General features: G+C 71.1%; 22 protein-coding genes and 2 pseudogenes. 14 read left to right on the top strand and 10 right to left on the bottom strand.

What is annotated here, in order from left to right; translation table 11 throughout:
- The 3 genes and pseudogenes from UK12_RS41660 to UK12_RS26700 form a co-directional block, all read left to right on the top strand.
- Positions 1-191: hypothetical protein (locus tag UK12_RS41660; RefSeq protein ID WP_045305716.1), on the top strand; the 191-nt coding region annotated here is incomplete at its 5' end.
- Positions 192-446: 255 nt separating this feature from the next.
- Positions 447-1,049: pseudogene (locus UK12_RS26705) on the top strand (transposase); the annotation flags it as partial.
- 41 nt (positions 1,050-1,090) lie between these two features.
- Positions 1,091-1,999 (top strand): annotated as a pseudogene (locus tag UK12_RS26700) (transposase); the annotation flags it as partial.
- Between the two features lie 331 nt (positions 2,000-2,330).
- On the opposite strand, the gene UK12_RS26695 reads toward UK12_RS26700, so the two are convergent.
- The 4 genes from UK12_RS26695 to UK12_RS26680 form a co-directional block, all read right to left on the bottom strand.
- Positions 2,331-4,109 carry a cholesterol oxidase substrate-binding domain-containing protein gene (locus UK12_RS26695; RefSeq protein WP_045305715.1) on the bottom strand — a complete coding sequence of 593 codons (1,779 nt, stop codon included), beginning with the start codon at positions 4,107-4,109 and terminating at the stop codon, positions 2,331-2,333.
- Positions 4,110-4,381: 272 nt separating this feature from the next.
- Positions 4,382-5,464, bottom strand: coding sequence for a Zn-dependent alcohol dehydrogenase (locus tag UK12_RS26690; protein WP_045305714.1), 1,083 nt, complete (start codon positions 5,462-5,464; stop codon positions 4,382-4,384).
- Positions 5,465-5,553: 89 nt separating this feature from the next.
- Positions 5,554-6,972 (bottom strand): aldehyde dehydrogenase family protein, encoded by a 1,419-nt coding sequence (locus tag UK12_RS26685; RefSeq protein ID WP_045305713.1) that lies wholly within the window; start codon positions 6,970-6,972, stop codon positions 5,554-5,556.
- Between the two features lie 416 nt (positions 6,973-7,388).
- Positions 7,389-7,799 (bottom strand): organic hydroperoxide resistance protein, encoded by a 411-nt coding sequence (locus UK12_RS26680; RefSeq protein ID WP_045305712.1) that lies wholly within the window; start codon positions 7,797-7,799, stop codon positions 7,389-7,391.
- Between the two features lie 237 nt (positions 7,800-8,036).
- On the opposite strand from UK12_RS26680, the gene UK12_RS26675 reads away from it, so the two are divergent.
- Positions 8,037-8,525: a MarR family winged helix-turn-helix transcriptional regulator gene (locus tag UK12_RS26675; protein WP_045305722.1), complete on the top strand. Its 489-nt coding sequence runs from the start codon at positions 8,037-8,039 to the stop codon at positions 8,523-8,525.
- 3 nt (positions 8,526-8,528) lie between these two features.
- Here UK12_RS26675 and UK12_RS26670 read toward each other — a convergent pair whose 3' ends face one another.
- Positions 8,529-9,275 (bottom strand): TetR/AcrR family transcriptional regulator, encoded by a 747-nt coding sequence (locus UK12_RS26670; RefSeq protein ID WP_045305711.1) that lies wholly within the window; start codon positions 9,273-9,275, stop codon positions 8,529-8,531.
- A gap of 130 nt (positions 9,276-9,405) precedes the next feature.
- Here UK12_RS26670 and UK12_RS26665 point away from each other — a divergent pair, with 130 nt between their 5' ends.
- Positions 9,406-10,005 carry an NADPH-dependent FMN reductase gene (locus UK12_RS26665; RefSeq protein WP_045305710.1) on the top strand — a complete coding sequence of 200 codons (600 nt, stop codon included), beginning with the start codon at positions 9,406-9,408 and terminating at the stop codon, positions 10,003-10,005.
- A 199-nt stretch (positions 10,006-10,204) separates the two neighbouring features.
- Here UK12_RS26665 and UK12_RS26660 read toward each other — a convergent pair whose 3' ends face one another.
- Positions 10,205-10,408 carry a hypothetical protein gene (locus tag UK12_RS26660; protein WP_045305709.1) on the bottom strand — a complete coding sequence of 68 codons (204 nt, stop codon included), beginning with the start codon at positions 10,406-10,408 and terminating at the stop codon, positions 10,205-10,207.
- 230 nt (positions 10,409-10,638) lie between these two features.
- On the opposite strand from UK12_RS26660, the gene UK12_RS26655 reads away from it, so the two are divergent.
- From UK12_RS26655 to UK12_RS26635, 5 genes are all read left to right on the top strand, one after another.
- Complete coding sequence (locus tag UK12_RS26655) at positions 10,639-11,112, top strand: DUF6153 family protein (protein WP_052682178.1); 474 nt, start codon at positions 10,639-10,641, stop codon at positions 11,110-11,112.
- A gap of 117 nt (positions 11,113-11,229) precedes the next feature.
- Positions 11,230-11,973 (top strand): DUF305 domain-containing protein, encoded by a 744-nt coding sequence (locus UK12_RS26650; protein WP_045305720.1) that lies wholly within the window; start codon positions 11,230-11,232, stop codon positions 11,971-11,973.
- A gap of 189 nt (positions 11,974-12,162) precedes the next feature.
- Entirely contained in the window at positions 12,163-13,323 is a 1,161-nt protein-coding gene (locus UK12_RS26645) for a permease (RefSeq protein ID WP_045305708.1), read from the top strand.
- A gap of 167 nt (positions 13,324-13,490) precedes the next feature.
- Positions 13,491-14,567 (top strand): C40 family peptidase, encoded by a 1,077-nt coding sequence (locus UK12_RS26640; RefSeq protein WP_045305707.1) that lies wholly within the window; start codon positions 13,491-13,493, stop codon positions 14,565-14,567.
- A 136-nt stretch (positions 14,568-14,703) separates the two neighbouring features.
- Entirely contained in the window at positions 14,704-16,047 is a 1,344-nt protein-coding gene (locus UK12_RS26635) for a lytic transglycosylase domain-containing protein (RefSeq protein WP_082119978.1), read from the top strand.
- Positions 16,048-16,254: 207 nt separating this feature from the next.
- On the opposite strand, the gene UK12_RS26630 is transcribed toward UK12_RS26635, so the two are convergent.
- On the bottom strand, positions 16,255-17,910 hold the full coding sequence (locus UK12_RS26630) for an APC family permease (protein ID WP_045305706.1): 1,656 nt from the start codon (positions 17,908-17,910) through the stop codon (positions 16,255-16,257).
- A 430-nt stretch (positions 17,911-18,340) separates the two neighbouring features.
- Positions 18,341-19,789, bottom strand: a complete 1,449-nt coding sequence (locus UK12_RS26625) for an MFS transporter (RefSeq protein ID WP_045305705.1) — start codon at positions 19,787-19,789, stop codon at positions 18,341-18,343.
- A 193-nt stretch (positions 19,790-19,982) separates the two neighbouring features.
- Between UK12_RS26625 and UK12_RS26620 the strand changes: the two genes are divergently transcribed.
- The 4 genes from UK12_RS26620 to UK12_RS26605 all read left to right on the top strand — a co-directional run bounded on the left by UK12_RS26620 (position 19,983) and on the right by UK12_RS26605 (position 24,574).
- Complete coding sequence (locus tag UK12_RS26620) at positions 19,983-20,264, top strand: metal-sensitive transcriptional regulator (protein WP_045305704.1); 282 nt, start codon at positions 19,983-19,985, stop codon at positions 20,262-20,264.
- Between the two features lie 28 nt (positions 20,265-20,292).
- On the top strand, positions 20,293-21,300 hold the full coding sequence (locus UK12_RS26615) for a hypothetical protein (protein ID WP_045305703.1): 1,008 nt from the start codon (positions 20,293-20,295) through the stop codon (positions 21,298-21,300).
- Between the two features lie 70 nt (positions 21,301-21,370).
- Positions 21,371-23,689: a heavy metal translocating P-type ATPase gene (locus tag UK12_RS26610; protein ID WP_045305702.1), complete on the top strand. Its 2,319-nt coding sequence runs from the start codon at positions 21,371-21,373 to the stop codon at positions 23,687-23,689.
- Positions 23,690-24,043: 354 nt separating this feature from the next.
- Positions 24,044-24,574: a GNAT family N-acetyltransferase gene (locus UK12_RS26605; protein WP_052682177.1), complete on the top strand. Its 531-nt coding sequence runs from the start codon at positions 24,044-24,046 to the stop codon at positions 24,572-24,574.
- Positions 24,575-24,629: 55 nt separating this feature from the next.
- Here UK12_RS26605 and UK12_RS36945 read toward each other — a convergent pair whose 3' ends face one another.
- Positions 24,630-25,433, bottom strand: a complete 804-nt coding sequence (locus tag UK12_RS36945) for a DUF4232 domain-containing protein (RefSeq protein ID WP_156178948.1) — start codon at positions 25,431-25,433, stop codon at positions 24,630-24,632.
- 320 nt (positions 25,434-25,753) lie between these two features.
- Positions 25,754-26,413: LPXTG cell wall anchor domain-containing protein (locus tag UK12_RS44565; RefSeq protein ID WP_045305701.1), on the bottom strand; the 660-nt coding region annotated here is incomplete at its 5' end.

Here is a 26,413-nt window from a genome sequence, read left to right as displayed (position 1 = left end):
AGGAGCCGTACAAGCAGCGCTGGCGACCGGACCAGCTGTTCAACCAGCGGCTGGTGCTGGGGCCGGGCCGCCTCGCGCCGTTCGCCGCCGCCCGCGCCGTCCGGGTGACGGTCCGCCGGGTGCTCGTACAGCTGCTGAGCACCCGGCTTCCCCGGCTGAAGGAGGCGCTAGTGGCCCGACGACGGAGCTGACGACCCGAAGACGCCGCCGAACCTGGTTGCCCGCTTTCATGCGCCTGGCGGCAGCACGGATCGTGTCCGCGGTAAACGCCCTCTCACTGGGCGTTTCGCCGCTGAACGCACTGGTTGGTGCCGCTTTTCAGGCCGCGCGGCCGGTCTGCGTCCGGCAGCTGCAGAGGCTGCTGCGACAGGAGCGCGGCCTGCACACCAAAGACCGCCGGAACTGCACTCTTCGTCCTGTCTCATCCCAGGAAGCCGGGCTGGAGTATGTTCGTCCGCCAGGTTTCGCGGCCTCTGCGCAGCATGGGGATCCCGCAGTGTGCCGTCATCATGACGGATCGTCGACCAGATCCGAGTGACCTGTCCGACGCCCGCCGGGCCTTGGTGGAGCCCACCCTGACCGCCTGGCGCCGAGAGCGCACAGCACGCACCTTGCCCTTCGGCCACCCGCCCGAGCACGACCTGCGCGACCTCCTCGACGCGATCCTGTACGTGGACCGCACCGGGATCCCCTGGCGCTACCTCCCGCACGACTACCCGCCCCGGGAGACGACGTACGCCTACTTCGCCAAGTGGCAGAAGGACGGCGTGTTCGAGCAGCTCAACGGCCTGCTACGGCGCCTCGCCCGCACCTCCGAGCGCCGCAATCCCGAACCGGCGGCCTGCATCATCGACTCCCAGAACGTCAAGACCTCCACGAACGTCCCCACCGCCGGCCAGGGCGTCGACGTCGGCAAGAAGATCGCGGACAGGAAGCCGAGCATCGCCACCGACACGATCGGCCTGCTGCCGGCAGTGCTGGTCACCGCTGCGAGCATCCAGGACGGCACCGCCGGCCGACAGCTGCTGACCCAGGTCGCCGCCGAGTACCCCACGCTCCGCAAGGCATGGGCCGACATGGGCCACAAGAATGCCGCGACGGCTCCGACTCCTATGGCGAGGCGATCCGCCAGGCCCTCCCCGAAGCGGTGCAGGTCAGCGACAGGTGGCAGCTGTGGCGCAACCTGTGCGGCAAGGTCCTGGCAGAGGTCCGCTCCCACGCCGCCTGCTGGGCCACCGCCGTGAACCCCGCCCGGCCCGGGGGCGTACGCGAGCAGACCACCCGCGAGCGCTGGCAGCGGGTCCACAATCTGCTCGACCAAGGCGTCAGCCTGCTCGAATGCGCCCGCCGCCTCGACGTCGCCCTGAACACCGTCAAGCGGTACGCCCGCATGAAGGAACCCACCGGCGACCGCCGCGCACCCCGCTACAGGCCCACGCTCGTCGACCCCTACCGCCACCACCTGCGCACCCGCCGCGCGGAAGACCCGGCCGCCCCCGTCCTCCAACTCTTCCGGGAGATCAATGAGTCGGGCTACACCGGGAGCCTCACCCTGCTCTACCGCTACATCACCCAGGGCCGCGCCGAGGGCGACAAGCCGGTCACCACCCCGCAGCGCTTCGCCCGCCTCCTGCTCACCCGCCCCGAGAACCTGCGCGACAAGGACACCGCACTACTGCGGGAACTCACCGAAACCTGCCCGGAGCTGAGCGAACTCGCCCGCCTCGCTGGCGAGTTCGCTCAGCTCCTGACCCCATTGGAGGACAACGACGCCAAGCTCACCGACTGGATCACCACGGTTCACGCCGCCGACCTGCCCCACCTGCACTCCTTCGCGAACGGCCTCGAACTCGACCGCGCCGCCGTCGACGCCGGACTCACCCTCCCCTACCACAACGGCCGCACCGAGGGCGTCAACACGCGAACCAAGCGGATCACGAGGCAGATGCACGGCCGAGCCGGGTTCCCCCTGCTCCGCCACCGCATCCTCCTCCCGTGATCACTACACGGCGCTACCACCGATGACGGGACAGGGCCGATCAAAGTACAGACCCTCGGGTAGCGGCGCTCGCGAAACCCGTGGTCGGCCGCGTTCCCGTACCAGTGAGCCAGGCAGTCACACGCGAGGGTGGCCGAGGTGGGCTCCGCCTCCGCGATGCTGTACAACTGCGACAACAGGGCCCCTGGACAGCTTGTTGGCGTAAACACCGTTCAAGCTGCCAAGAGGCCCTGTTCTCGTGCGCGGCACCCGCCGGAGTCACGCGATCGAGACTCCCGCTCGACCATCACCCCTCAAGATCGTGACGACAACAGCCACTCGGGCGGGGCACTCACTTGAGCAGACCGTCCAGGAAGGGGTTTCCGAACACCCGGTACGGGTCGTAGCGGTCCAGGGTGGCGACGGCCTCGTCCCAGCCGGGGCCGCCGCCTGCGCGGAGGCTGTCGGGGATGACCCGGCCCAGGACGTCCGGGTCCGCCCAGGCGGCGTCGGCGGTGTAGGCCCAGCCCTTGGACCACTCCACCCGCAGCCCGGCCCGGCTGCCGTCGAAGGTCCGTTGCAGGAAGCCCTCCAAATCCCGGCAGAAGCGGTGCAGCCCGGGCGTGTTCGGGAAGCTGAGGATGTCCAGCCAGACCGCGGTGTCCCACTCGGGCCGGTCCTGGCGGGGCCGCAGTGCCGAGAGCAGCGGCGGACGGGCCCCGGGCACACCCGAGTGCGCCGGGTCGTCGAGGCCGGTCGTCCGGATCTCGACCGCGCCGTTGACCGGGTACTCGCCGCGGGCCTGGTACTCCGCGACCAGTTGCTTGTAGTACCGGCTGAACTCGCTGACCACCCACTGCAGGTCGGCCCGCCGGGTGAGCACCGCGTAGCCGTTGGCGGTCACCCGCAGGGTGGTCGGCCGGACGTACTGGAGCAGGTGGCGGGAGGCTCCCCAGAGGTCCGAGCGCAGGCCGTCGGCCAGCAGGTGGGTGAGGATGTCGCCGGTGAGCAGGTCGCGCAGCAGCCCGCCGGAGAGCAGGACGTCGGTGAGGTCCCCGGTGAGGCCGATCGAGGCGACCAGGTACTGGAGTTGCCCGAACAGCGGGGCCAGCGCCCAGGAGCCTCCGACCAGTTGGCCCGCCAGCTCGGCGACCGGCTGCGGGATGTTGTCCGAGAACGGGTAGTTGTAGGGCTCGCTGACCGCGCGGGCGGCGAACGGCCGGTTCGGGGTGACGCGCCAGGTCTTCAGCCAGGGGTTGGCGGTGTAGGCGAACCAGATCGCCTCGGCCCTGCCGTCCCGGGCGACGAAGTCGGCGAAGGTACGGCCGCCGGCGGCGGCGGGGCTGCCGGGTGCGGCGAAGAGTTCGGTGGCGGGGATGTCCAGCCGGCTGGTGCAGCGCAGCTGCTGGTCGGCGCCGACGCGCAGCTGCACCTCGGTGACGAAGGCCCGGCCGAGGCTGACCAGGAAGGCCGCACTGTCGGCCTCCGAACGGTCGAAGGTGCGCAGCACGTACCGGTCGGTGGCAGCGTCGTGGACGACGGCGGTGAGCGAGGTGACCTGGTTGCTCAACGAGCCGTAGCCGTGGCCGGGTTGGGGCGTCTCGCCGGTGGCCGGGACGGCGGTGCCGTGACCGCCGATGGCGAGCACCCCGCCGACGGTCAGATCCCCCGGTGCGGGGCAGGCCGCCACTCCGAGGCCGCGCTGCCCGAGGAAGGCGAGCAGCTCCTCCATCCCGGCGCCCGCCTGCACCCGGATCGTCGAGGAGTCCACCAGGGACATCCCGGTGAGGTACTGGCTGGTGTCCACCAGCAGCACCCGGGCCGAGGCCGGCGTGCCGTCGGCGACGGTGAGCGGCGCCCAGCCGTGCCGGTGGCCCTGGGCCCGCAGCCGCCAGCCCGCCGACCGCGCCCAGTCGGCGAGTTCGGCTATCTGCTGCGGAGTGCTCGGTGTGCACGTCCAGAGCTGGTCGGTGCGGATCTCGCCGGCCCAGTTCTCGAAGACCCGCTGGTAGGGGGTGACTCCGGCCGGGAGGCCGGGCGGTGCGCTCCCGACCGCCTCGGCGCTGTCCGCCCCCACGGTGCCGCGCAGCAGCCAGCCGACCCCGCCGAGCGCGGCGGAGGCTGCGAGCATCCCTCGTCTCGTCAGCCCCCCGCCGCCACCCGGCGCAGCCTTCGACCCGCTCCGCCGGTTGTCCTCGAACACCCCGTCAGTCATGTTCTCCCCCAGTGTCCACAGCGCCTTCCGGTACGGCCAGACGCTAGGACAGTGGGCCCATGTACGGCTATCGAACAGATCAACGATCACTCGTTCGAGGGAAAATGTCCCTCATCCGTGGGTAACGCCTACTGGAATTGATCCGAAGAACATACGGCCAGAACACACGACTCCCGGACGGCCGACGGTCAGAAGACCACCAGCGACCGGCCGCCACGCCCCTGCGCCATCCGTGCGAAGGCGTCCGGGATCTCCTCCAGGGCGATCCGGTCGGTGATCAGCGCCTCCAGGTCCAGCCGCCCGGCCCGGACGTGTTCCGCGAGCACCGGGATGTCCTTCGCCGGGTCGCTGTTGCCGTAGACGCAGGCCGTTAGGGTGCGCGCGAAGTAGAAGATCTCCAGGGCGGAGAAGGAGACCATCTCCTCCTTGCCGCCGATGCCGACCACCGTGGTCCGGCCGCCGCGCCGGGTCGCCGACCAGGCCGCGCGGATGGTGTCGGCGCGCCCGACGCACTCGAAGGCGTGGTCCGCGCCGTGGCCGCCGGTCAGCTTCCGTACGGCCTTCCCGGTCGTCCGGTCGTCGGCGAGCAGGAAGTCGGTCGCCCCGTGGCGCAGGGCGAGCTCCTCCTTCTCGGGGCTGACGTCGACGGCGATGATCGGACCGGCCCCCGCGATCCTGGCCGCCTGGAGCGTGGCCAGGCCGACGCCGCCCAGCCCGTAGACGACCACCGACTCGCCCGCCCTGACCCGGGCGGCGTTGTGCACCGCGCCGTAGCCGGTGAGCACGGCGCAGCCGAGCAGGGCGGCCGAGGTCAGCGGTACGCCCGCAGGCAGCGGGACCAGCGCCCGTTCGGCGACCACGGTCTCCTCCGCGAACGCCGCCACGCCGAGTCCCGGATAGACGCCGGTGCCGTCGGCGAGCGAACCGTAGGTGGCCGTCGAGGCGTCGGCGGCGCGCTCGCAGAGCCACGGTTCGCCGAGCCCGCACAGGTGGCACGCCCCGCAGGCGGGCGCCCAGTTGAGCACCACCGCATCGCCGGGCCGGACGGAGTTCACGCCCTCGCCGACGGCGGTCACGGTGCCCGCGCCCTCGTGGCCGAGGACGGTCGGTGTCGCGGTGCGCAGGGTCCCGTTGGAGAGCGAGAGGTCGGAGTGGCAGACCCCGGCGGCGGCCAGCCTGACCCGGACCTGGCCCGGTCCGGGCTCGGGCAGCTCGATCTCGGTGAGCTCCAGCGGGGCTCCGACGGCGGTGAGCAGGGCAGCGCGGACCATGGTGCTCCTTCAGGCGGTTGGTCGGACGGGCAAGCGAACGGGCGGTCGGTCGGGACCGCGAGAGTACTGCGGTCACCGCAGCCGGCGGCTCAGTACTGCAGCGACTTGGTCTGCAGGAACTCCGCCAGCCCGTGCCGTCCGAGCTCCCGTCCCACCCCGGAGCTCTTGTACCCGCCGAACGGGGCCAGCGGGTTGAAGCGGCCGCCGTTGATGTCGACCTGGCCGGTGTCCATCCGGCGGGCGAAGGCGGCGGCGGTCTCGTTGTCGGCCGCCCAGACACCGCCGGCCAGGCCGTACTCGGTGCCGTTGGCGATCTCCAGGGCGTGCTCCTCATCGCGGTAGGCGAGGATCGAGAGCACCGGCCCGAAGACCTCCTCCTGGGCGACCGTCATCCCGGGGGTGACGTCCGCGAGCACCGTCGGGCGCACGTAGTAGCCCTGGGCGAGCTCCTCGGGCGCCTCCGCGCCACCCACCACCAGGCGTGCGCCCTCGGCGAGTGCGCCGGTGATGTACCCCCGGACGCGCTCACGCTGTTTGGCGTTGACCACCGGACCGAGCCGGGTGGCGGAGTCGGCGGGGTCACCGGGGACGTACTTCTCGGCGCCCTTGGCGGCGATGGCCACGGCCTCCTCGTACTGGTCCTCGTGCACCAGCAGCCTGGTCCAGGCACTGCACGTCTGGCCCGAGTTGGCGAAGACGTTGGCCAGGTTGACGTTCACCGCACGGACCAGATCGGCGCCGGGCAGCACCACGTTGGCGGACTTGCCGCCGAGCTCCAGCGCGACCCGCTTGATGCCGCGTCCCGCCACCTCGGCGATCCGGCGGCCGACGGCGGTCGAACCGGTGAACGAGACCAGGTCCACCTCGGGGTGCTCGGCCAGGGCGGCCCCGGCGACCGGTCCACGGCCGGTCACCAGGTTGAACACACCCGGCGGGAAATCCGCCTCGTCGACCAGCCGCGCGAACAGCCGGGCCACCAGCGGCGTGTCCTCGGCGGGCTTCAGGACCACCGGGCACCCGGCGGCGAGCGCCGGGACCACCTTGGCCACGATCTGGTGCAGCGGGTAGTTCCACGGCGTGATCGCCGCGACGACACCGACGGGCTCGGCGAACACCCGGGAGCCGCCGACCTGCTCCTCGAACTCGTACCCGGCCAGGATCTCCAGGTACGAACCGGCGACCGCGAGCGGCAGCGCGGCCTGCACGGCGGTCGCGAACCCGATCGGCGCCCCCAGCTCGGCGACCACCGTCTCGGCGATCTCCTGCTGCCGGGCCACCAGGCCGTCCCGCAGACGGGTCAGCGGCGCCAGGCGCTCCTCCCGGCCGGTCGCGCCCCAGGCGCGGGCCGCGGCCCTGGCGGCACGTACGGCGGCGTCGACGTCCTCGGCCCCACCGGCCGGGACGGTCGCGATGACCTGCTCGGTCGCCGGGTTGAGCACGGCGATGGTCTCCGCAGTCAGAGCGGTCCGCCACTCGCCGCCGATGTACTGATCCGAGTACTCCTGCACCGGTCCGCCCTCTCGTCCACCACCGGCCGGCCCGCACCCACGGTCCGGCACACCTGATCGGCCACGCTCGGCCGCAGCCGGCCCAACGACCGACCGCCTTGACTAGCACTGCTAGTCAAGGCGGTTGAAGGCATGCCGCGCAAGTGGGCCGGGGCGTGCCGCGCCCCACAGAAGGAACTCTGGAAGCACGAGGAAGGCAAGGAACTGCCTGCCGCCGCGCAGCGGTTCGAGCCTCGCCGATCCCGAAGGCCTGCGCACCGGACACCTGGCGAGCCTGCCGCTCCTCCTCCCCACCACCAAGGCCGCCGACTTCGGACGACCGCTGCGGGCGGCTGCCGGGCCGCGCTCGCCGGGGCCCGGGCCGACGCGCCCTTCGCGCAGGTGGCGGCGCTGGCCGGGGCGGGCCTGTGTGCGGGTTACTCGACGACGAGCTCGACCGGGATGTTGCCGCGGGTGGCCTTGGAGTAGGGGCAGACCTGGTGGGCCTGCTTGATCAGCAGCTCGCCGGTCTCGTTCTGGAGGGCCTCCGGCAGCTCGATCCGCAGGGTGACGGCGAGGCCGAAGCTGGTCTCGTCCTTGCCGATGGCGACCTCGGCGGTGACCGAGACGTCGCTGGTGTCCACCTTCGCCTGGCGGCCGACCAGGCCGAGCGCGCTGGCGAAGCAGGCGGCGTAGCCCGCTGCGAACAGCTGCTCCGGGTTGGTGCCCTCGCCGCTGCCGCCGAGCGCGGTCGGCATCGCGAGCGGCAGGTCCAGCCGGCCGTCCGAGCTCACGGCCCGACCCTCGCGACCGTTGGCGGTGGCAACAGCGGTGTACAGCGCGTCCATGGGATTCGCCCCTCTCCTCATCCGAGCTCGTCAGAGCCCGTAACGGACTCATCCGAACGGCAGCCCGACTGCCGGGCTGCCCGATGACTCAAGTAGAGCACACAACTAAATTGCGCACAACTGAAATGTGCGCGGTGCGGATATCCTGGGAGCATGAGCGCCGAGCCCACCACCGATCCGATCGCCCTGCCGGATCCGCCCACCGACCTGTCGCAGGTGCCCGTCGACCTGTCGCAGATGTCGGCGGACCAGCTGCTGCGCCTGGACAGCCAGATCTGCTTCTCGCTGCACGCCGCCTCGCGCGCCTTCGGCGGCGTCTACCGGGTCGTCCTCAAGGGCCTCGGGCTCACCTACCCGCAGTACCTGGTCATGCTGGTGCTCTGGGAGCACGGGGAGCTGCCCGTCAAGCAGATCGGCGAGCACCTGCGGTTGGACTCCGGCACGCTCTCCCCACTGCTCAAGCGCCTCGAAGCCGGCGGACTGGTCCGCCGCGAGCGCAGCAGCGAGGACGAGCGGTCCGTCACCGTCCACCTCACGGACGCCGGCGCCGACCTGCGCGCGCAGGCGCTGCGCGTCCCGCACCGGATCGTCGCCGCCACCGGGCTCCCGCTCGCGGAGATCTCCACCCTCCAGACCCTGCTGCGCCGCGTCACGGCCGCCCTCGACGCCGCCGAACTGGACACCGCCTGCCCGGACACCACCGACCAGGACGCCGCCACCCCGTAGCGGTCAGATGCCCATCCGGGCGGCGATACCGTCGAGGACACAGTCCAGCCCGACCCCGAACTGCCACTCCCGGTCGTCCTTGCGGGTGGCCTCGCCTGCGTAGCGGCGGTAGGCGGGGTAGCGCCCGGTGTCCATCAGCCACGTCATCCGGGACGCCAGTCCGGCCCTCGTCTCGTCGCCGTTGGACCAGCCCTGGTCCTGCATCAGCCGGAGCAGGTTGATCTCGGCGGTGACGGACCCGTGCACATACGCGGCGACGGTGCGGAAGACGGCCATCATCGTGTCGGTGTCCAGCCCCAGGCCGTCGAGTACGGCCAACCCGCTTTCAGTCAGGGCCAGTTGATTCGGGGTCAGTGCCAGCACGTCGCCCCGGCTCATCCAGGGGTGGTCCAGCAGCATGGCCCTGGTCCGCTCGGCAAGGGTCCGCATGGCGTCCCGCCAGCCGACGGCCGGATCGGGCAGGGCCAGCTCGCCATAAACAAAGTCGACCATCAGCTCGAGGAGTTCGCCCTTCCCCGACACATGGCGGTAGGTGGCCATGGGGGCGACACCCAGTTCGGTGGCCAGGCGTCGCATGGTGACGGCGTCGATGCCCTCGGCGTCGGCGATCGCGACCGCGACCGCAGCGATCCGATGGGCGCTCAGGGTCGCCCGGGGGGGCGGCGCCGGGCGCTCGATCCGCTCCCAGAGCGAGACCTGAGCCTTCTCCTGCTTGGCCGACTTCCCTCTCCGTTCCTCCTCAGCGGGCATGCGTACTGACTCCTTCCGGCGGCTGCGTGTGTACAACGTATCAAGAGAGTGGACGCCGTACACGTCGCTGTGTACGTTGTATCCAGCCAGATACGTCGTACGCAGCGCCGTACACACCAAGGGGGCTCTCATGGACGCAAGCACCGACAACCGTCTGAAGGTCGCGGTCATCATCGGCAGCACGCGGGACGGGCGCTTCGGCCCGACCGTGACCAACTGGCTGCTCGGCCACACCACCCAGCGCGAGGACATGGACGTCGATCTCGTCGACCTGACCGAGACCCCGCTGCCCACGGTCTTCCCGGCGTTCGGCCAGCCGCCTGCCGAGGGCACCGAGGAGCTGCTCGCCGCGGTGTCGCCGAGGCTCGCGGCGGCCGACGCCTTCGTCATCGTCACGCCCGAGTACAACCACAGCTTCCCGGCACCGCTGAAGAACGCCATCGACTGGCACAACCAGCAGTGGCACGCCAAGCCGATCGGCTTCGTCTCCTACGGCGGCCTCTCCGGCGGCCTGCGTGCGGTCGAGCAGCTCCGGGTGGTGATGGCCGAGCTGCACGCCGTCACCATCCGCAACACCGTCAGCTTCCACAACTACGGCGACAAGTTCGACGCGGACGGCAAGGCGGTCGACCCGGCCGAGGACGCCGCGGCCGATTCCATGCTGAACCAGCTGGCATGGTGGGCCCACGCCCTGCGCGACGCCAGGAGCATCCGCCCGTACGCCGCCTAGGACCGGCCGGTCCGGAGAAGCCGTGTGCCGCAACAGCGTTGCGGCACACGGCACGCATGAACACGACGGTCTCGCGGGTGGCACGATCGCCCGGCTCGGCGTGGGCCCCGGGTCGTAACGGCCGGACGGGCTCAACGACGCGGACGGCTCCCGGGCGATGTCGGCAGCGAGCAGCCGCAGAGGATGGACTGACGGCTGGTCAGTCGACGTACGCCATGGCCAGTCGGCAGCGCGCGCCCGAAGCCGGGAGCCGCTCCTCCTCGTCGGCCTCCGGGGCAGCCACCGTGAAGCCCCGCGGCAGCAGGTCGAACCGTCCCCGTGCTGGTACCACCGACGGTCGGCTGACCCCGTGCCCGTTCGGCGATCCATTGACGACGACGGCGAGTCGATTGCCCTCGATCATGGCGGTTCGCTTCCTTCCGGATGTGCCGGCTCTGGTGGGCCTGCCGCCCACCTCTCCAGTGCAGCCCCACTCTGGCCCGTTTGCATCCGACCTTGACACTCGGACTACGCGAATCCGGTCGGCCTTGACGACACCTTGACGGGTCGGCCCTGTTCGGCCGAAGCAGGCCCCTGAGCCAGGTGGGGAGTCGGTTGCACAACGGGCCGTCGGGCTGGCCTAGAGTGAGTGCGATGGACACGCTCACGCCCCGGAACCAGGTGACCGGCAGCCGCTGGCGGGCCGGAGTTCGGGCGTTGGCCGTGCTGGCGCTGCTGCTCGGACTGCTCGGGATGCATGCACTGGCCGATCCCGGCGGCGGCATCATGGCGCATCCGGAAGCACACGCCCGACACTCGGCGGTGTCTCAGCAATCGACCTCGCAGCGGTCCGGGGCTCACCGGGCCGACCCGATGCCGGTGAACGAGTCCGCGCCGATGCTCGGGGCCGGTGACGGCCCGTGCGACTGCGACGGCCACCACCAGGCACACGCCGGGAGCATCTGCCAGGCGTCCGGCCTCGGTTCGGCACCCGTCGTGCCGCCGCTCCGGCCGGTGCTCGACACCTCCTTCAGCGGGCCCGTTCCGTCCATCGCCGACGCACCGGCCCAGCTCACGGCCGGGCGCGGACCGCCTTCCCTCGCCGCCCTCCAACTCCTGCGCATATAGGCCGGGCCGTTGCACCCTCGCGTGCACGCATGCCCACGTCCTCGTTCCTTCGGAACTTCAGCCACGCAGGAGTCCTTCAGCATGTCCGCGTCTTCGCGCATGAACCGTACGAACCGCATGAACCGCACGAGCCGTATTGGCCGTACGCACATCCGCCGGGCCGCCCTGATCGGCGCAGCCGGCCTCGCGGCGCTCGCCCTCGCCGCCTGCTCCAGCAGCAAGCCCGGCTCGGACCAGGCCGGTTCGTCCGCAGCCCCGTCCGCATCGGTGGCGGCTTCCGCGAGCACCTCGACCGCTCCGACCGGTGGGCCGGGTTCGGCGGCTGCCGGTGAGCACAACTCCGCCGACGTCTCCTTCGCGCAGGGGATGGTCCCCCACCACCGCCAGGCGGTCGCGATGGCCGAACTGGCCGCCGAACGCGCTTCGTCCGCCCAGGTCAAGGAACTGGCCGCGAAGATCAAGGGCGCCCAGGACCCGGAGATCGCCCTGATGAGCGGCTGGCTGACCGGCTGGGGCCAGCAGGTACCCGGTGCCGACATGTCCTCGGTGATGCCCGGCATGGACCACTCGACGGGCGGCGCCACCGGCTCGGCCGGCACGACCGGTACGACCGGCTCCGGCCACTCGATGCCCGGGATGATGGGTGACGACGAAATGGCGAAGCTGAAGTCGGCGTCCGGCGCGGACTTCGACAAGGCGTTCCTCACCATGATGGCCGCCCACCACGAGGGCGCCGTGACGATGGCCAAGAACGAACTCGCCAAGGGCGCCTTCCAGCCCGCCAAGGCGCTGGCCGACTCGATCAGCACCTCGCAGACGGCCGAGATCGCCGAGATGAAGAAGCTCCTCGCCGCAGGCTGAGCAGCGACGGCAGTAGTACGGCGGTAGTAGCGGCACCAGCGGTAACAGCAGCAGGGTGGGGCATCGGCGTACTCACCGGTGTCCCACCCCGCGGCACCCGCGAAGCAGCCTCACCCGCGACACCCGCGCATCCGCGCATCCGCGCATCACCGTCCCACGCAAGGCTCACGCAAGGGAGTTCCGTCTGCCATGTCCGCCGTAGCTGCGGTGCTGCACGCCCTGTCGATCACCGGGTCGATGACCTGGGAGATCACCTGGGCGCTGATCCTCGGATTCCTGCTCTCCGCCGTCGTCCAGGCGGTGGTGCGCAAGTCGACCATCTCCGGGCTGATGGGCGACGACCGGCCGCGTACGCTCGCGGTCTCCTCGCTGCTCGGCGCGGCCTCCTCGTCCTGCTCGTACGCGGCCGTGGCGCTGGCCCGTTCGCTCTTCCGCAAGGGCGCGGACTTCACCGCGGCGATGGCCTTCGAGATCGCCTCCACCAATCTGGTCATCGAACTCGGTGTGATCCTGGCACTGTTGATGGGATGGCAGTTCACGGCGGCGGAGTTCGTCGGCGGGCCGGTCATGATCGTCCTGCTGGCGGTGATGTTCCGGCTCCTCCTCGGCAGCCGCCTGCTGGAACAGGCCAGGGCACAGGCCGACCGCGGGCTCCCCGGATCGATGGAGGGCCATGCCGCGATGGACATGTCGGCCCCCGGGGAGGGCTCGTTCCGGCGTCGGTTGCTCTCCCGGGGCGGCGTGACCGCGACCGCCCACGTCTTCGTCATGGAGTGGGCGGCGATCTGGAAGGACCTCGTCGGCGGGCTGCTGATCGCCGGTGCCATCGCCGCCTGGGTGCCGGATGCCTTCTGGCAGGCGCTGTTCCTGGACGACCACCCGCTCGCGTCGAAGATCTGGGGTCCGCTGATCGGCCCGCTGGTCGCGATCGCATCCTTCGTCTGCTCGATCGGCAACGTGCCGCTGGCGGTGGTGCTCTGGAAGGGCGGTATCAGTTTCGGCGGGGTCGTCGCGTTCGTCTTCGCCGACCTGCTGATCCTGCCGATCCTGAACATCTACCGGAAGTACTACGGCGTCCGGATGGCGCTCTTCCTCCTCGGCACCTTCTACGCCGCGACGGTGCTGGCGGGCTTCACCGTGGAGATCCTCTTCGGCGGGCTGGGCATCATCCCCGACCACGCGACGGCCAGGGTCCCCATGGGCGGGGTCCGTTGGAACTACACGACCTGGCTGAACATCGCCTTCCTGCTGCTCGCCGCCCTGCTGGCGGTCCGCTTCGTACGGACCGGCGGAGTCGCCATGCTGCGGATGATGGGTGGTTCGCCGGGTGCTGCCCCCGACCGCCGGTGAGTACACATCCCATCAGATAACGCTTGCATCAAGACATAGTAAATACTAATTTTTCTAGTCGCAGTGACCACAGCCAACCGCCGCCGCCCACCGGCGTCTTGACCGCACCCGCCGTGAACGCACCTGACCGCACGCACGTTGACAACAAGCCGAGGAGTGACGCCCCGATGGGGAACCACCGCCGTCCCAAACCTGCCGGGCGCACCCGGACGACCATGCTGGTGGCAACGGCCGGAGCCGCCACCATCCTCCCGGTCGCCGCCGCCCATGCCGAGCCCGGAAAGAACATCGACCAGGTCAAGGCCCAGGTGGACAAGCTCTACGAGGACGCCGAAGTCACCACGGAGCAGTACAACAAGGCCGACGAACAGCAGCAGCAGCTCCTGGCCGAGACCTCGAAGCTCCAGGACCGGCTCGCCGCGCAGCAGGCGAAAATCAACGAACTGCAGACCACCCTCGGCGCCGTGGCCGCCGACCAGTACCGCTCCGGCGGGGTGGACCCCTCGGTCCAGCTGATGTTCGACGCCTCCCCCGAGGAGTACCTCCAGCGGGCCGGGCTCCAGGACCAGGCGAACGAGCAGCAGGTGTCCGCGCTGCGCCTCGCCCGGCAGTTGCAGCGCTCGATCGACCAGACCCGCACCGAGGCCGCCGCCAAGCTGGCCGAACTCGAGCGCGCCCGGCAGACCCTGAACGAGAAGAAGGCGGAGGCCAAGTCCAAGCTGGCCGAGGCCCAGTCCGTACTCGACGGCCTCCAGGCCGCCGACCGGGCCAAGGTCCTGGCCGACCAGAACGACCAGGCCGCCTCTCGCGGTTCCTCCCGCACCTCGCCCGGCGGCTCGTCGGACTCCGGCGGCTCGTCAGACTCCGGCGGCGGTGGCTCGTACACCGGCCCGGCGAGCGGCCGGGCCAAGTCCGCGCTCGACTTCGCGTACGCGCAGATAGGCAAGCCGTACGAGATGGGCGCCGAGGGCCCCAACTCGTTCGACTGCTCCGGGCTCACCCAGTCCGCCTGGCACGCGGCCGGGGTGTCCCTGCCCCGGACCACCTGGGACCAGTGGGACGCCGGCCGCCATGTGTCGAAGTCCGACCTCCAACCCGGCGACCTGGTCTTCTACTTCGACGACCTGCACCACGTCGGGATCTACGTGGGCGACGGCAAGGTGCTGCACGCTCCGCGCGCGGGGAAGAACGTCCAGATCGTCCCGATGGACGTCATGCCGTACATGGGTGCCGTCCGGCCCTGACCCGGCGTCCTGCCGGCGTCTTCCGGACTTCCGTCGCCGCTCATCGAACGTTCGGACAGCCGGGCTAAGCTGACCGGGCGTTGACATCCCATCGGCCCACATAGAGGGACTTAATGGACATCAAGGGGGGAATCGGATGATCGCATTCAACCGGACAAGGGCACCGAAACGGGCCACCTGGGCCTTGGCGGCCCTGACCGCAGCCGCTGCCCTGACGGGTTCGCAGACTCTGCAGCTGTCCAGCGCGGCAGCCTCCGACACAGCCGCGAACGAGGCCTCGGCCGCCGGCATACCGGGCCACCCGGCCGACGGCGGAGCCCCTCGGCTCCTCCCGCAGCCCCCGGCCCAGCCGGCCGTCCCGCCGGGCAGCGCCCTGCCGGGAACCGGCTCGGCGGGGACCGACCTCACCGGCGCCTCGCTGCCCGACACGGTCTTCACCGCCTACCGCAACGCGGAGAGCACCCTGGCCTCCACCACCCCCGGGTGCCACCTCAAGTGGCAACTGCTCGCGGGCATCGGCCAGGTGGAGTCCGGCCAGGCCAACGGCGGCCAGGTGGACGCCAACGGCACCACCTACACCCCGATCCTCGGCCCGGCCCTGGACGGCAACGGCTTCGCCGCCATCCCGGACACCGACGGCGGTGCGCTGGACGGCAGTTCGATCTGGGACCGGGCCGTCGGACCGATGCAGTTCATCCCCTCCACCTGGGCGAGCTGGGGCGCGGACGGCAACCACGACGGCAAGGCCGACCCCAACAACGTCTTCGACGCCGCACTCACAGCCGGCCGCTACCTGTGCGCGGGCGGACGCGACCTCAGCGACCCGGCGCAGCTCGACCGGGCCATCCTCAGCTACAACTTCTCGACGGACTACCTCAACACCGTCGAGAACTGGATGCGCCACTTCGAGTCCGGCGCCGCGGTGACGCCCGACCGGCCCGGTGACCCGTGGACGGCGCCGAAGCCGATCCCGCTGCCGACGCCGACGCCGACGCCCGAGCGGACGCCCGCCACTCCCGGCGGCCCGGCCTCGCCGAGCCCGTCGCCCTCCCCGCGGCCGAGCTCGTCGCCGTCGGCCTCCCCGAGCCCGTCGGCCTCGCCGACCAGCCCGAAGCCGAGCCCGAGTGCGAGTGCGAGCGCGAGCCCCAGCCCGAGCGCCAGCCCGAGCGCCAGCCCGAGCCCGTCACCCAGTTCGTCCGCGAGCCCGAGCCCGAGCCCGTCTCCCTCGGGTTCCAGCTGCCCGACCGCGACTCCGTCGCCCACGCCGACCGGCAGCGCCTCGCCGTCGCCGTCTGCGAGTCCGACTCCGACTCCGACCCCGTCGGGCACCCCGTCCGGCACTCCGTCCCCGAGCCCCTCGGGGGACGCCCAGCACCTGCCGGGCTGCCCGACTCCGACCCCGACCGGGTCACCCTCTCCGAGCGGCTCCGCCTCGCCCTCGGTGACTCCGGCACCGTCACCGTCACCGCAGCAGCACTGAGCCCCGACTCCGCCTGAGCCCCCGGGAACCCGAGCAGACTCTCCCGGGGGCTCAGTGCTGTCCCGCCCGACCTGACCGCGGCACCCGTCGGGAGCCCGAACGCAAGAGGCGCGAGGTATGCGCGGACCCGCACCTCCGTGGAGGGCCGGCCCGCACAGTACCTCGCGCCTGCGGAGCGTCTGCCCGGCTACCGCCGGTGGACCTGGCTCAGACTGCGCTCTTGGCCTCGTCCGACTTCGCCGGCTCGGCCTCGGCTGCTGCGGCGGCGGCGAGCTCCTCGCGCACCTGGGCGAGCGACGGGTTCTGCCAGGAGCTGCGGACGCCCCAGTAGTAGAAGGCCAGGCCGAGCGCGGCGACGATCAGCAGGTCCCAGCCCTCGGGCAGGTAGCCGTGGCCGCCGAAGTCCGCGCTGCCCGCCCAGGAGACGGCCGACATCACCAGCAGGTAGCCGACCATCCAGCACCCGGCGAGCAGGTGCGGCTTGAGCACGGCCCACGGCTTGCGCAGCTCGTACCAGGCCCAGATCGGCAGACCGGCGGCCATCAGCAGGATGACCTTGCCGGTGAGCGGCCACTTGGCCCAGTAGAGCACCAGCGAGCCGAAGACCATGGCGACCGGCGCGATGATCGGCATGGCCCGCAGCTTGACCGGGCGCGGCAGGTCCGGCGCCAGGCGGCGCAGCGACATCACGGCGACCGGGCCGGTGATGTAGGAGATCACGGTGGCCACCGAGACGATCGAGGCAAGCGAGCCCCAGCCGCGGAAGACCGCGAGGAACAGGAAGGCGATCACCAGGTTGAGCAGCAGCGCCGGGCGCGGGATGCCGGTCTTGCGGTCGATCCGACCGAAGATCGACGGCAGGTGGCCGTTCTCCTGGACACCGTGGATCATGCGCGAGGTGGTGGCGGCGTAGATCATGCCGGTACCGCTCGGGGAGATGAAAGCGTCCGCGTAGAGCAGCATGGCGAGCCAGTTCAGGCCCCAGGCCAGCGCCAGGTCGGCGAGCGGGGACTTGTAGCTCAGGCTGCCCCAGCCGTTGGCCAGGTCGCCGGACGGGACGGCGAGCAGGAAGGCCAGCTGGAGGGCGATGTAGATCACCAGGGCGATCAGGATCGAGCTGATCACGGCCTTGGGCAGCGACTTGCCCGGGTTGCGGGCCTCACCGGCCAGGTTCAGCGGCGACTGGAAGCCGTTGTAGGCCCAGACGATGCCGGAGGTGGCGACCGCCGTGAACACCGCGCTCCAGCCGTTGGGGGCGAAGCCGCCGTGGTCCTGGAGGTTGTGGGTGTCGAAGTGCGACAGCAGCAGGGCGCCCGCGGTGATGGTGGGCACGACCACCTTGAAGACGGTGATCGCCGTGTTGGTCTTGGCGAACAGCGAGATCGCGAACCAGTTCAGTACGAAGTACCCGATCAGCAGCACGCTGGCCAGGGCCACACCGCTGACGGTGAGCTCCGTGCCGTCGTACAGGCCCTTGGCCCAGCCGAAGTGCCAGGAACTCATGTACTGGACGGAGGCGGTCGCCTCACCCGGGATGACCGAGACGATGGCGATCCAGTTCGCCCAGGCGGCCAGGTAGCCGGCCAGCGAACCGTGCGAGTACTGGCCGTAGCGGACCATGCCGCCGGCCTTGGGGAACATCGATCCGAGTTCGCTGTACGTGAGAGCGATCACCAGTGCGACGGCCGCACCGATCACCCAGGCCATCGTCGCGGCCGGGCCGGCCAGCTTGGCGGCTCTCTCGGCACCGAACAGCCAGCCGGAACCGATGATCGAGCCGAGGCCGACCGCGGTGAGGCTGATGGTTCCGAGTGAGCGGCGGTAGTTATGGTCTGACCGCGTTGTCGGCTCAGGCGCGCTCAAGGTGTCGCCCCTTCGGGATGGTCGCCAGGGCCTCCGGATGAGACTCCTGTCCTGGTCGGCACCGGCCAGGAAACGACGTCGAACCTCAGCCAGGCAACGCGGAGCAGAATAGGCGACCAACTCGGACTAAATGCTCATATCAAGCTCAAATCGTTCGATCGTTGCCATCTTGTGTCCGATTACCGGTTGCCTCGTTCATGCCGCATCTGCCCTGGTCGGAGGGGTCCGACCGGCCGGAACCGACGGTCCGCGCGCCGGGGTCGGCGGGGGTGCTTTGGCGCGGCGGGACGCTGCGGAGCGGACGCGGCGCCGGGCCGGTACGTCGGTGCGTACCGGCCCGGTGCCGTGCTGGTGAGGTGGTGTCCCGGCCGGGACGGGGACCCGGCCGGGAGTTCTGGGCGACGTACCGTCGGTCCGTCGGGTCTGCCACTCACACGCTGTGTGCGGGCTCGGCCAGCTCGACCGGCGCGCTCTGCTGCTGCGGCTTCGGCGTCCTGAGCATGGCGATCGCGAGCACACCGCCGACGACGGCGATCACGGCCGCGCCGATGAAGGCGGCGGAGAAGCCGTCGGTGAGCGCCTTGGCGTCACCGAGCCGGCCCGCGCCCTTGGCGGCGGCGAGCGCGGTCATCGCCGCCAGGCCGAGGGCGGAGCCCACCTGGTAGCTGGTGTTGACGATGCCCGAGGCCAGTCCGCCCTCCTCCGGGCGGGCGCTGGAGATGGCGGTGCCGAGCGAGGGGATGAAGGCGAGCGCCATGCCGATCGCGGAGACCAGCGAGGCGGGCAGGACGTCCACCCAGAAGTTGCCGTCCGGGCGGACCAGGGAGAGCCAGAACAGGCCGACCGCCAGCAGGAAGAGGCCGGCCACCACCAGCGGCTTGGGGCCGAACCTGGCGATCAGGCGCGGCGCGGTGGTGATCATGATGAGCATGATGGCCACGGTCATCGGGAGCAGCGCGGCGCCGCTCGGAAAGGCGCTCAGGCCGAGGACCTGCTGCAGGTAGAGGTTGAGGAAGAACCACATCGGCACCCAGGCGGCGGCGAGCAGGAACTGGGCGATGTTGGCGGCGGCCAGGTTGGGCGCCCTGAAGATGTCCAGGCGCATCAGCGGCTCGCGGCGCTTGGACTGGATGACCAGGAAGACGGCGATCAGGACGACGGCGGCGGCCAGCACCAGCAGGGTGGATGCGGAGCCCCAACCGGCCTCGGGGGCGCGGACGATGGCGTAGACGGCGGCGGCCAGGCCGACGGTGACGGTGAGCGCGCCGAGCAGGTCGATCTGACCGCTGCGGCGGCCGGTGGCGGGCATCAGCCTGTGCGTCGCGACCAGCGCGACGACGGCGACCGGGATGTTGATCCAGAAGACCCAGGGCCAGCTGATGTACTGGGTGATCGCTCCGCCGAGGAACACGCCGGCGGTGCCGCCGGCCGGGGCCGCGGCGCCGTAGAGGGCGAAGGCCTTGGTGAGCTCCTTGGGGTCGTGACCGAAGAGCATCATCAGCAGGGTGAGCGCGGAGGGGGCGATCAGTGCCGCACCCGCGCCCTGCACCGCGCGGCTGATCAGCTCGACGGTGACGTTGTTCGCCAGTCCGGCGGTCAGCGAGCCGACGGCCAGGACGGCCCAGCCGGTGCTGAACAGCTTGCGTGCGCCGAAGAGGTCCGAGAGGCGGCCGCCGAGGAGCAGCAGTCCGCCGAAGGCGACCACGTAGGCGTTGAAGACCCAGGACAGGTTCTCCTGGGTGAAGCCGAGGTCGCCCTGCATCTTGGGCAGCGCGACGCCGATGATCGACGTGTCCATGATGACCATGAACTGGGCCGCCGCGATCAGCCAGAGGGCCTTCCCGCGGCTCGAGTTGGGCGAGGTTCCGGGTGCGGACATCGCAGATACTCCATACCGGTTGGGGGTATATTGGGAGGAACATAGCACCGCTCGACCGGGAGCGACATAGCCGGGACGGTGGATGTCCGAACGGGGGTTGGGTCCGAAACAAACCCCCGGGGGGTACTTGCTCAGCCATACCCTAGGGGGGTACCGTCTACACCGCCAAGACGAACAGACGGGAGGTCACGGCATGGCCGGGTACATCGGGTCCAAGAGCGAGTTCACCAAACGCCTGCGCCGCGTCGAGGGCCAGATTCGCGGCCTCCAGCGGATGGTCGAGACCGACACCTACTGCATCGACATCCTGACCCAGGTCTCGGCGACCACCAAGGCACTGCAGGCGGTCGCCCTGGGACTGCTCGACGAGCACATGAACCACTGCCTGGTCGCGGCGGCCGGAGCCGGCGGCGCGGAGGCCGACGCCAAGCTCCAGGAGGCTTCGGCGGCCATCGCGCGACTGCTGCGCTCCTGAACCGACCTCCGCCCGAAGGAGACACCCCTTGAACACCCCGACCAAACTCGCCGGCTTCGCCCTGGGCCTGGCGGTCGCCCTCGGCGGGGCGGCCGGCATCGGCCACGCCGTCGGACCGATCGGCGGCCCGGCCCCCGCCCCGATGCACCACACCGCCGCGAGCGGCGCGGAGCAGCCCGGCTCCGCCGCCGGACACGGAAACCACGACATGGGCGAGGCCGGATCGAGCGCCGCGACCGGCACCGCGACCGAGGAAACTCCTGGAGGACTGATGGTCTCGCAGCACGGCTACACCCTGGAACCCGCCGCCCGCAGCCTCACCGCCGGTACGTCGCAGACCCTGTCCTTCGTCGTCCGCGGACCGGACGGCAAGCCCGTCACCGGTTACACCCCGACCCACGAGATGGACCTGCACCTGATCGTGGTCCGCCGCGACCTGACGGACTTCCAGCACCTGCACCCGACCCGGGACGCCGCCGGAACCTGGAGCATCCCGCTGACCCTGCCGACCGCCGGCGAGTACCGGATGTTCACCGACTTCGCCCCGGCGGGCGGCCAGGGCCTCACCCTCGGCGCCGACCTCTCGGCCGCCGGGAACTTCACCCCGCAGCCGCTCCCCGCCCCGGCCGCCACCGTCCAAACCGACGGCTACTCCGTCACCTTGGACGGCACGCTGGAGGCCGGGAAGACCTCGAAGCTGACCCTCACCGTCAGCCGGGACGGCAAGCCGGTCACCGACCTCCAGCCCTACCTCGCCGCGTACGGCCACCTGGTGGCCCTGCGTTCCGGCGACCTCGCCTACCTGCACGTGCACCCGGACGGCAGCCCCGGCGACGGCCGTACCGCGCCCGGCCCCGGCATCACCTTCTACGCCACCGTGCCGAGCGCCGGCGACTACCGGCTCTTCCTCGACTTCAAGCACGGCGACACCGTGCACACCGCCGCCTTCACCGCCCACGCCGAGGCCGGCAGCGGCCAGGCCGAGGCGGGCGGGGATGGCGACGGCCACGGCGACCACGGCGGCCACCGGCACTGACCCCACGCCGGTCGATACCCCCTACCCGTACCCCGAACGCGCCCGACAGCAGTACCCCCGAGGAGGGGTGATGAGCTCCGCAACCCAAGACAGGACCCGGCCCGCCGGCAGTGAGCAGATCGAACTCGAGATCGGCGGCATGACCTGCGCCTCGTGCGCCGCCCGGATCGAGAAGCGGCTGAACAAGATGGAGGGCGTCACCGCCACCGTCAACTACGCCACCGAGAAGGCCAAGGTCACCTTCCTCGACTCGATCGAGCCGCAGGCCCTGGTCGCCGAGGTGGAGAAGGCCGGCTACACCGCCGCACTGCCGAAGCCGCCGGCCGCCGAGAACGCGGAGAGCACGGAGGAGGCCGGCCCCTCGGCGGCCGACGAGCGGGTCCGGGCGCTGCGTCAGCGGCTGCTGATCTCGGCGGTGCTGACCGCCCCGGTGATCGCCATGGCGATGATCCCGGCGATCCAGTTCACCTTCTGGCAGTGGCTCTCGCTCACCCTCGCCGCCCCGGTCGTCGCGTACGGCGCCTGGCCGTTCCACCGCGCCGCGTGGACCAACCTCAGGCACGGCGCGGCCACCATGGACACCCTGATCTCGGTCGGCACGCTGGCCGCCATGGGCTGGTCGCTGTACGCGCTCTTCTGGGGTACCGCCGGGACCCCCGGCATGACGCACCCGTTCGAGCTGACCATCGGCCGCAGCGACGGCGCGGGCAACATCTACCTGGAGGCCGCCGCCGGGGTCACCACCTTCCTGCTGGCCGGACGCTACTTCGAGGTCCGCTCCAAGCGACGGGCCGGATCGGCGCTGCGGGCACTGCTGGAGCTCGGCTCCAAGGACGTCGCGGTGATCCGGGACGGCCGCGAGGAGCGCATCCCGATCGGGCAGTTGGCGGTCGGCGACGTCTTCGTGGTCCGTCCGGGCGAGAAGGTGGCCACCGACGGCGTGATCGTCGAGGGCACCTCGGCGATCGACGCCAGCATGCTGACGGGTGAGTCCGTCCCGGTCGAGGTCTCCCCCGGCGACACCGTGGTGGGCGCGACGGTCAACGCGGGCGGCCGGCTGATGGTCCGTGCGGCGAAGGTCGGCGCGGACACCCAACTCGCCCAGATGGCACGGCTGGTGGAGGACGCACAGAACGGCAAGGCCGAGGTCCAGCGGCTCGCGGACAAGGTCTCCGGGATCTTCGTGCCCGCGGTCATCACCCTGGCCGTCGCCACCCTCGGCTTCTGGCTGGGCACCGGCGCGGGCATCAGCTCGGCGTTCACGGCGGCGGTCGCGGTACTGATCATCGCCTGCCCCTGCGCCCTGGGGCTCGCCACACCGACCGCGCTGATGGTCGGCACCGGACGCGGTGCGCAGCTCGGCATCCTGATCAAGGGCCCCGAGGTGCTGGAGTCCACCACGGGCGTGGATACCGTGGTGCTGGACAAGACCGGCACGGTGACGACCGGTCAGATGACCCTGGTCGAGGTCGTCCCGGCCGAGGGCGAGGACCCGGCGCAGATCCTGCGCCTGGCCGGTGCGCTGGAGGACGCCTCCGAGCACCCGATCGCCCAGGCGATCGCCAAGGGCGCCACCCAGCGGGTCGGCACCCTGCCGCAGGTCGAGGACTTCGCCAACCTGGAGGGCCTGGGCGTGCAGGGCGTGGTGGCCGGCGACGGCACCAGCCACGCCGTCCTGGTCGGCCGGACCCGTCTGCTCGACGAATGGAGCCAGCACCTGCCCCCCGCACTGGAGCAGGCCAAGGCCGAGGCGGAGGCCAAGGGCCGCACCGCCGTCGCAGTCGGCTGGGACGGCAAAGCACGCGGGATCGTGGTGGTCGCCGATGCGGTGAAGCCCACCTCGGCCGCCGCCATCCGCCAGCTGCGCGCCCTCGGCCTGCGGCCGGTGCTGCTCACCGGTGACAACGCCTCGGCGGCCCGCGCGGTGGCCGACGAGGTCGGCATCGAGGAGGTGATCGCCGAGGTGATGCCCGCTGACAAGGTGGACGTGGTCAAGCGCCTCCAGGCGGAGGGCCGCCGGGTGGCGATGGTCGGCGACGGCGTCAACGACGCGGCGGCACTCGCCCAGGCGGACCTCGGGCTCGCCATGGGCACCGGCACCGACGCCGCGATCGAGGCGGCCGACCTGACCCTGGTCCGCGGTGACCTGCGCATCGCGGCGGACGCCATCCGCCTCGCCCGGCGCACCCTGGCCACCATCAAGACCAACCTGTTCTGGGCCTTCGCCTACAACGTGGCCGCGCTGCCGCTGGCCGCCGCCGGCCTGCTGAACCCGATGATCGCCGGTGCGGCGATGGCGTTCTCCTCGGTGTTCGTCGTCTCCAACAGCCTGCGGCTGCGCCGCTTCGCCGCCCTGCCCGACAACCGCGCCACCGAACCGACCGCCTGACGAACCGTCACCGTGAGGCCGCCCGACCACTGGTCCGGCGGCCTCACGGCTTCCGCCACCGGGAAATGCCTCCGGCTACTACCACATTCCTTAGTAATTTCGCAGAAACGCCGAGCGGCGACATGACGGAGAAACAGTCGGATCTGTCCCGCCGGAACCCCGCGGAACCCGGCAGAACCGATCCGTCACATCGGCCGAATGGTGAATACTCCGACCTCCAGGCCGGTCTTGATTTCCGTCAGGAGAATGACTTGACTGGCTCCCGACGACCACCGGGCAACGACCACCCCTCCCTCGGGGTCGGCAGCCACTGCCGCCGACCCACTGGGCACGGCGCCGACCAGGGGATGAGAGATGGATGACAAGCTGGAGCTGAGAGCGGCCGTCGCGGACGAGGCCGCCGAGATCGCCGCCCTTCTCGCCACTTCCTGGCGCGAGAACTACGCGGAACTGCTCGGTGGATACCGCACCGAGCTCCTGATCGGAGAATACTGCGGAGTAGGGCGCATTTCCGCCGAGATAAGCGCCGCCCGCGCCGGTGACGGCTGGCTCGGCTGGCTCGTCGCCCGTACCGACGGCGAACTCGTCGGCGCCGCCGCCGGCGGAATCACCACCATCGGCTCGGGCGAGATCTACACCCTCTGCGTCGCCGCCGCGCACAGCGGAAAGGGCATCGCCACCGCGCTGGTCACAGCCGCGACCGAGCAGCAGCGGGCTCGCGGGGCCACCGAGCAGTGGGTCGGGGTGTACGGCAGCAGGGACCCGGCCATCGGGCTCTTCACCAGGCTCGGCTTTGCCCCCGTTGCGTCCGGCGACCGCCAGGCCGAGGGCGTCACCCCGACCGACGGCTCTCCCTCGCTGGTACGGATCCGCCGCGAGGTCTGAGCGCGCGCTGACCGCGCAGCCCGATTCCCCGCAGCCCGGACGGCGGTGCGTGAGCTCACTTCAGGACGGGTGCGCTCATCCACATGTGCTTGTCGCAGACCACGATCGGCACCCGCTTCCCATGGGCGTCGGTCATCTTCAGACCCTGACCGATCTCGTGCCGCCCGGCGTGCGGCGGCAGCACCTGACCCTGCGCAAGGTCGTCCGACGGGAAGTAGCAGACACCGCTGGTGTCCGGGACCTCGCTGTAGTGCAGGTCCACGACCACGGAACGCCCCGGCGCCACCACCAGCCGCAGCGGCACCGTCCTGGCCCCGACCGCGACCACCTCGGGCCCCTTGCCCACGTGCACCCGGAACCACGGGTAGCCGTCGAAGGCACACGCCTCGGCTCCGGCGTTCTGCGCGGTCAGCCGCGCCGGGACCGGATCACCGGGTGTCGTCGGCACGTGCTCCAGGTGCGCGAGAGTCCAACGCAGCTGTGCGGACGTGCAGTTGGCCGCCTTGTCCGGCGCCGGCTGCGAGGCGGAACCGGACGGGACCGGCCCGGTCCCCGTCGGCGACACCAAGGCCATGGGCGACGCCGAACCCGGTTCCGCCGACCGGCTCGCGGGCACGCCGCCGCCCGAGGGCAGGGCCGCACCAGCGGAGGCGTTCGGGCCGACACCCGCCGTACCGGCGGCGGACGGCGAGACGGGCCCGGAGGGCCGGGCGCCGCCGGCGGCTCCCCTACCGTCCGGTGAGACCGACGCCGTCCCGGCCGCCCCCGTCGCCCGGCCGTCGTCCTCCGGCCCGCAGGCACTCACCGACAGGACCAGCCCCACCGCAACCGCTGCTCCGACCACCAGCCGTCTACTCATAGAAGTTCCCCCCGTAGTTGTACTGGGGCCATGGCTTCACCGCCGCCATCGCCACCGCCATCCAGGTCTCGGACCCTTCGAGCCTAGAGGACCCGACGGACCTTACACCCGGGGACATCCGGCACCTGCCGCAGGCAGGCCGAGGCAACCACCCCGGGCACGGCACACCGCGTGCGCCGGTCCGGGGGTCAACCGGTCCGGCGCACGCGGTGATCGCCTGCTGCTTCCGCTCTACTCCTTCTCCCTCTTGCTCTGTCCGGGTGCAAACCCGTCCAGCCTGTTCAGCCCGCCCGAAGCCACCGGCCCGGGTCGAGAACAGCTCAGTCCCGGGTGGCCCGGCGGAGTACGAGCAGCAGCGCCCCGAGCGTCGCGAGCAGCGCGGAGAGCAGCATCAGCGGGGTCTGCGCCGAGCCCGTGTGGGCCAACTCGCCGTGGTGGTGGTGCTCCTGGCCGGACGAGTGGTGCCCGCCGGCCAGACCGCGCTCCTTGTTCACCGAGCTCGCCGAGCTCGAGTTGTTGTTGTTGTTGTTATTGTTGTTGTTGTTGTTGTTGGTCAGCTGGCTACCATTCACATTCTGGAATGAAGGCGCATTGTTGCCCGTGACCGTCACGTTCGGGTGGTTGTCGTTCGAGATCAAGACCGTGAAGGCCTGGATTCCCTGCGTCTGATTGGTCGCCTGGTTGAGGTTGTTGGTCTGGGTGGAGGTGGGGTCCGCAATCTCGGTGGGGGTGGCCGTCTGGTTGGCGCTACCGCTGGCCTTGGCACTGCCGCTGGCAGTGGCGCTGGAGTCCTGAGTGGGGTTGGCCATCGGCTTGGCGGTGGCGCTGCCGGTGCCGGTACCGCTGCCGCCGCCGATAGCGCTGGGGTTGGCTGCCTGGCTCGGGTGAGCCACCTGACTGGGGTTGGCCACCTGGCCCGGGTGAGCCACCTGACTGGGGTTGGCCACCTGGCCCGGGTGAGCCACCTGACTGGGGTTGGC

Source organism: Saccharothrix sp. ST-888 (assembly GCF_000955975.1).
Lineage (GTDB): Bacteria > Actinomycetota > Actinomycetes > Streptomycetales > Streptomycetaceae > Kitasatospora.
The sequence above is the reverse complement of the archived record's forward strand: the minus strand, read 5'-3'. Positions and strand labels throughout refer to the sequence as shown.

Bases quoted from the DNA above. Each gene is read 5' to 3' on its own strand.
- UK12_RS26620 (WP_045305704.1), top strand. From the start codon at position 19,983: ATGGCCGGGTACATCGGGTCCAAGAGCGAGTTCACCAAACGCCTGCGC.
- UK12_RS26690 (WP_045305714.1), bottom strand. From the start codon at position 5,464: ATGGTCCGCGCTGCCCTGCTCACCGCCGTCGGAGCCCCGCTGGAGCTC.
- UK12_RS26670 (WP_045305711.1), bottom strand. From the start codon at position 9,275: ATGCCCGCTGAGGAGGAACGGAGAGGGAAGTCGGCCAAGCAGGAGAAG.
- UK12_RS26665 (WP_045305710.1), top strand. From the start codon at position 9,406: ATGGACGCAAGCACCGACAACCGTCTGAAGGTCGCGGTCATCATCGGC.
- UK12_RS26645 (WP_045305708.1), top strand. From the start codon at position 12,163: ATGTCCGCCGTAGCTGCGGTGCTGCACGCCCTGTCGATCACCGGGTCG.
- UK12_RS26660 (WP_045305709.1), bottom strand. From the start codon at position 10,408: ATGATCGAGGGCAATCGACTCGCCGTCGTCGTCAATGGATCGCCGAAC.
- UK12_RS26695 (WP_045305715.1), bottom strand. From the start codon at position 4,109: ATGCTCGCAGCCTCCGCCGCGCTCGGCGGGGTCGGCTGGCTGCTGCGC.
- UK12_RS26640 (WP_045305707.1), top strand. From the start codon at position 13,491: ATGGGGAACCACCGCCGTCCCAAACCTGCCGGGCGCACCCGGACGACC.
- UK12_RS26655 (WP_052682178.1), top strand. From the start codon at position 10,639: ATGGACACGCTCACGCCCCGGAACCAGGTGACCGGCAGCCGCTGGCGG.
- UK12_RS26675 (WP_045305722.1), top strand. From the start codon at position 8,037: ATGTCGGCGGACCAGCTGCTGCGCCTGGACAGCCAGATCTGCTTCTCG.
- UK12_RS26680 (WP_045305712.1), bottom strand. From the start codon at position 7,799: ATGGACGCGCTGTACACCGCTGTTGCCACCGCCAACGGTCGCGAGGGT.
- UK12_RS26625 (WP_045305705.1), bottom strand. From the start codon at position 19,789: ATGTCCGCACCCGGAACCTCGCCCAACTCGAGCCGCGGGAAGGCCCTC.
- UK12_RS26605 (WP_052682177.1), top strand. From the start codon at position 24,044: ATGGATGACAAGCTGGAGCTGAGAGCGGCCGTCGCGGACGAGGCCGCC.
- UK12_RS26650 (WP_045305720.1), top strand. From the start codon at position 11,230: ATGAACCGCACGAGCCGTATTGGCCGTACGCACATCCGCCGGGCCGCC.
- UK12_RS26635 (WP_082119978.1), top strand. From the start codon at position 14,704: ATGATCGCATTCAACCGGACAAGGGCACCGAAACGGGCCACCTGGGCC.
- UK12_RS36945 (WP_156178948.1), bottom strand. From the start codon at position 25,433: ATGAGTAGACGGCTGGTGGTCGGAGCAGCGGTTGCGGTGGGGCTGGTC.
- UK12_RS26610 (WP_045305702.1), top strand. From the start codon at position 21,371: ATGAGCTCCGCAACCCAAGACAGGACCCGGCCCGCCGGCAGTGAGCAG.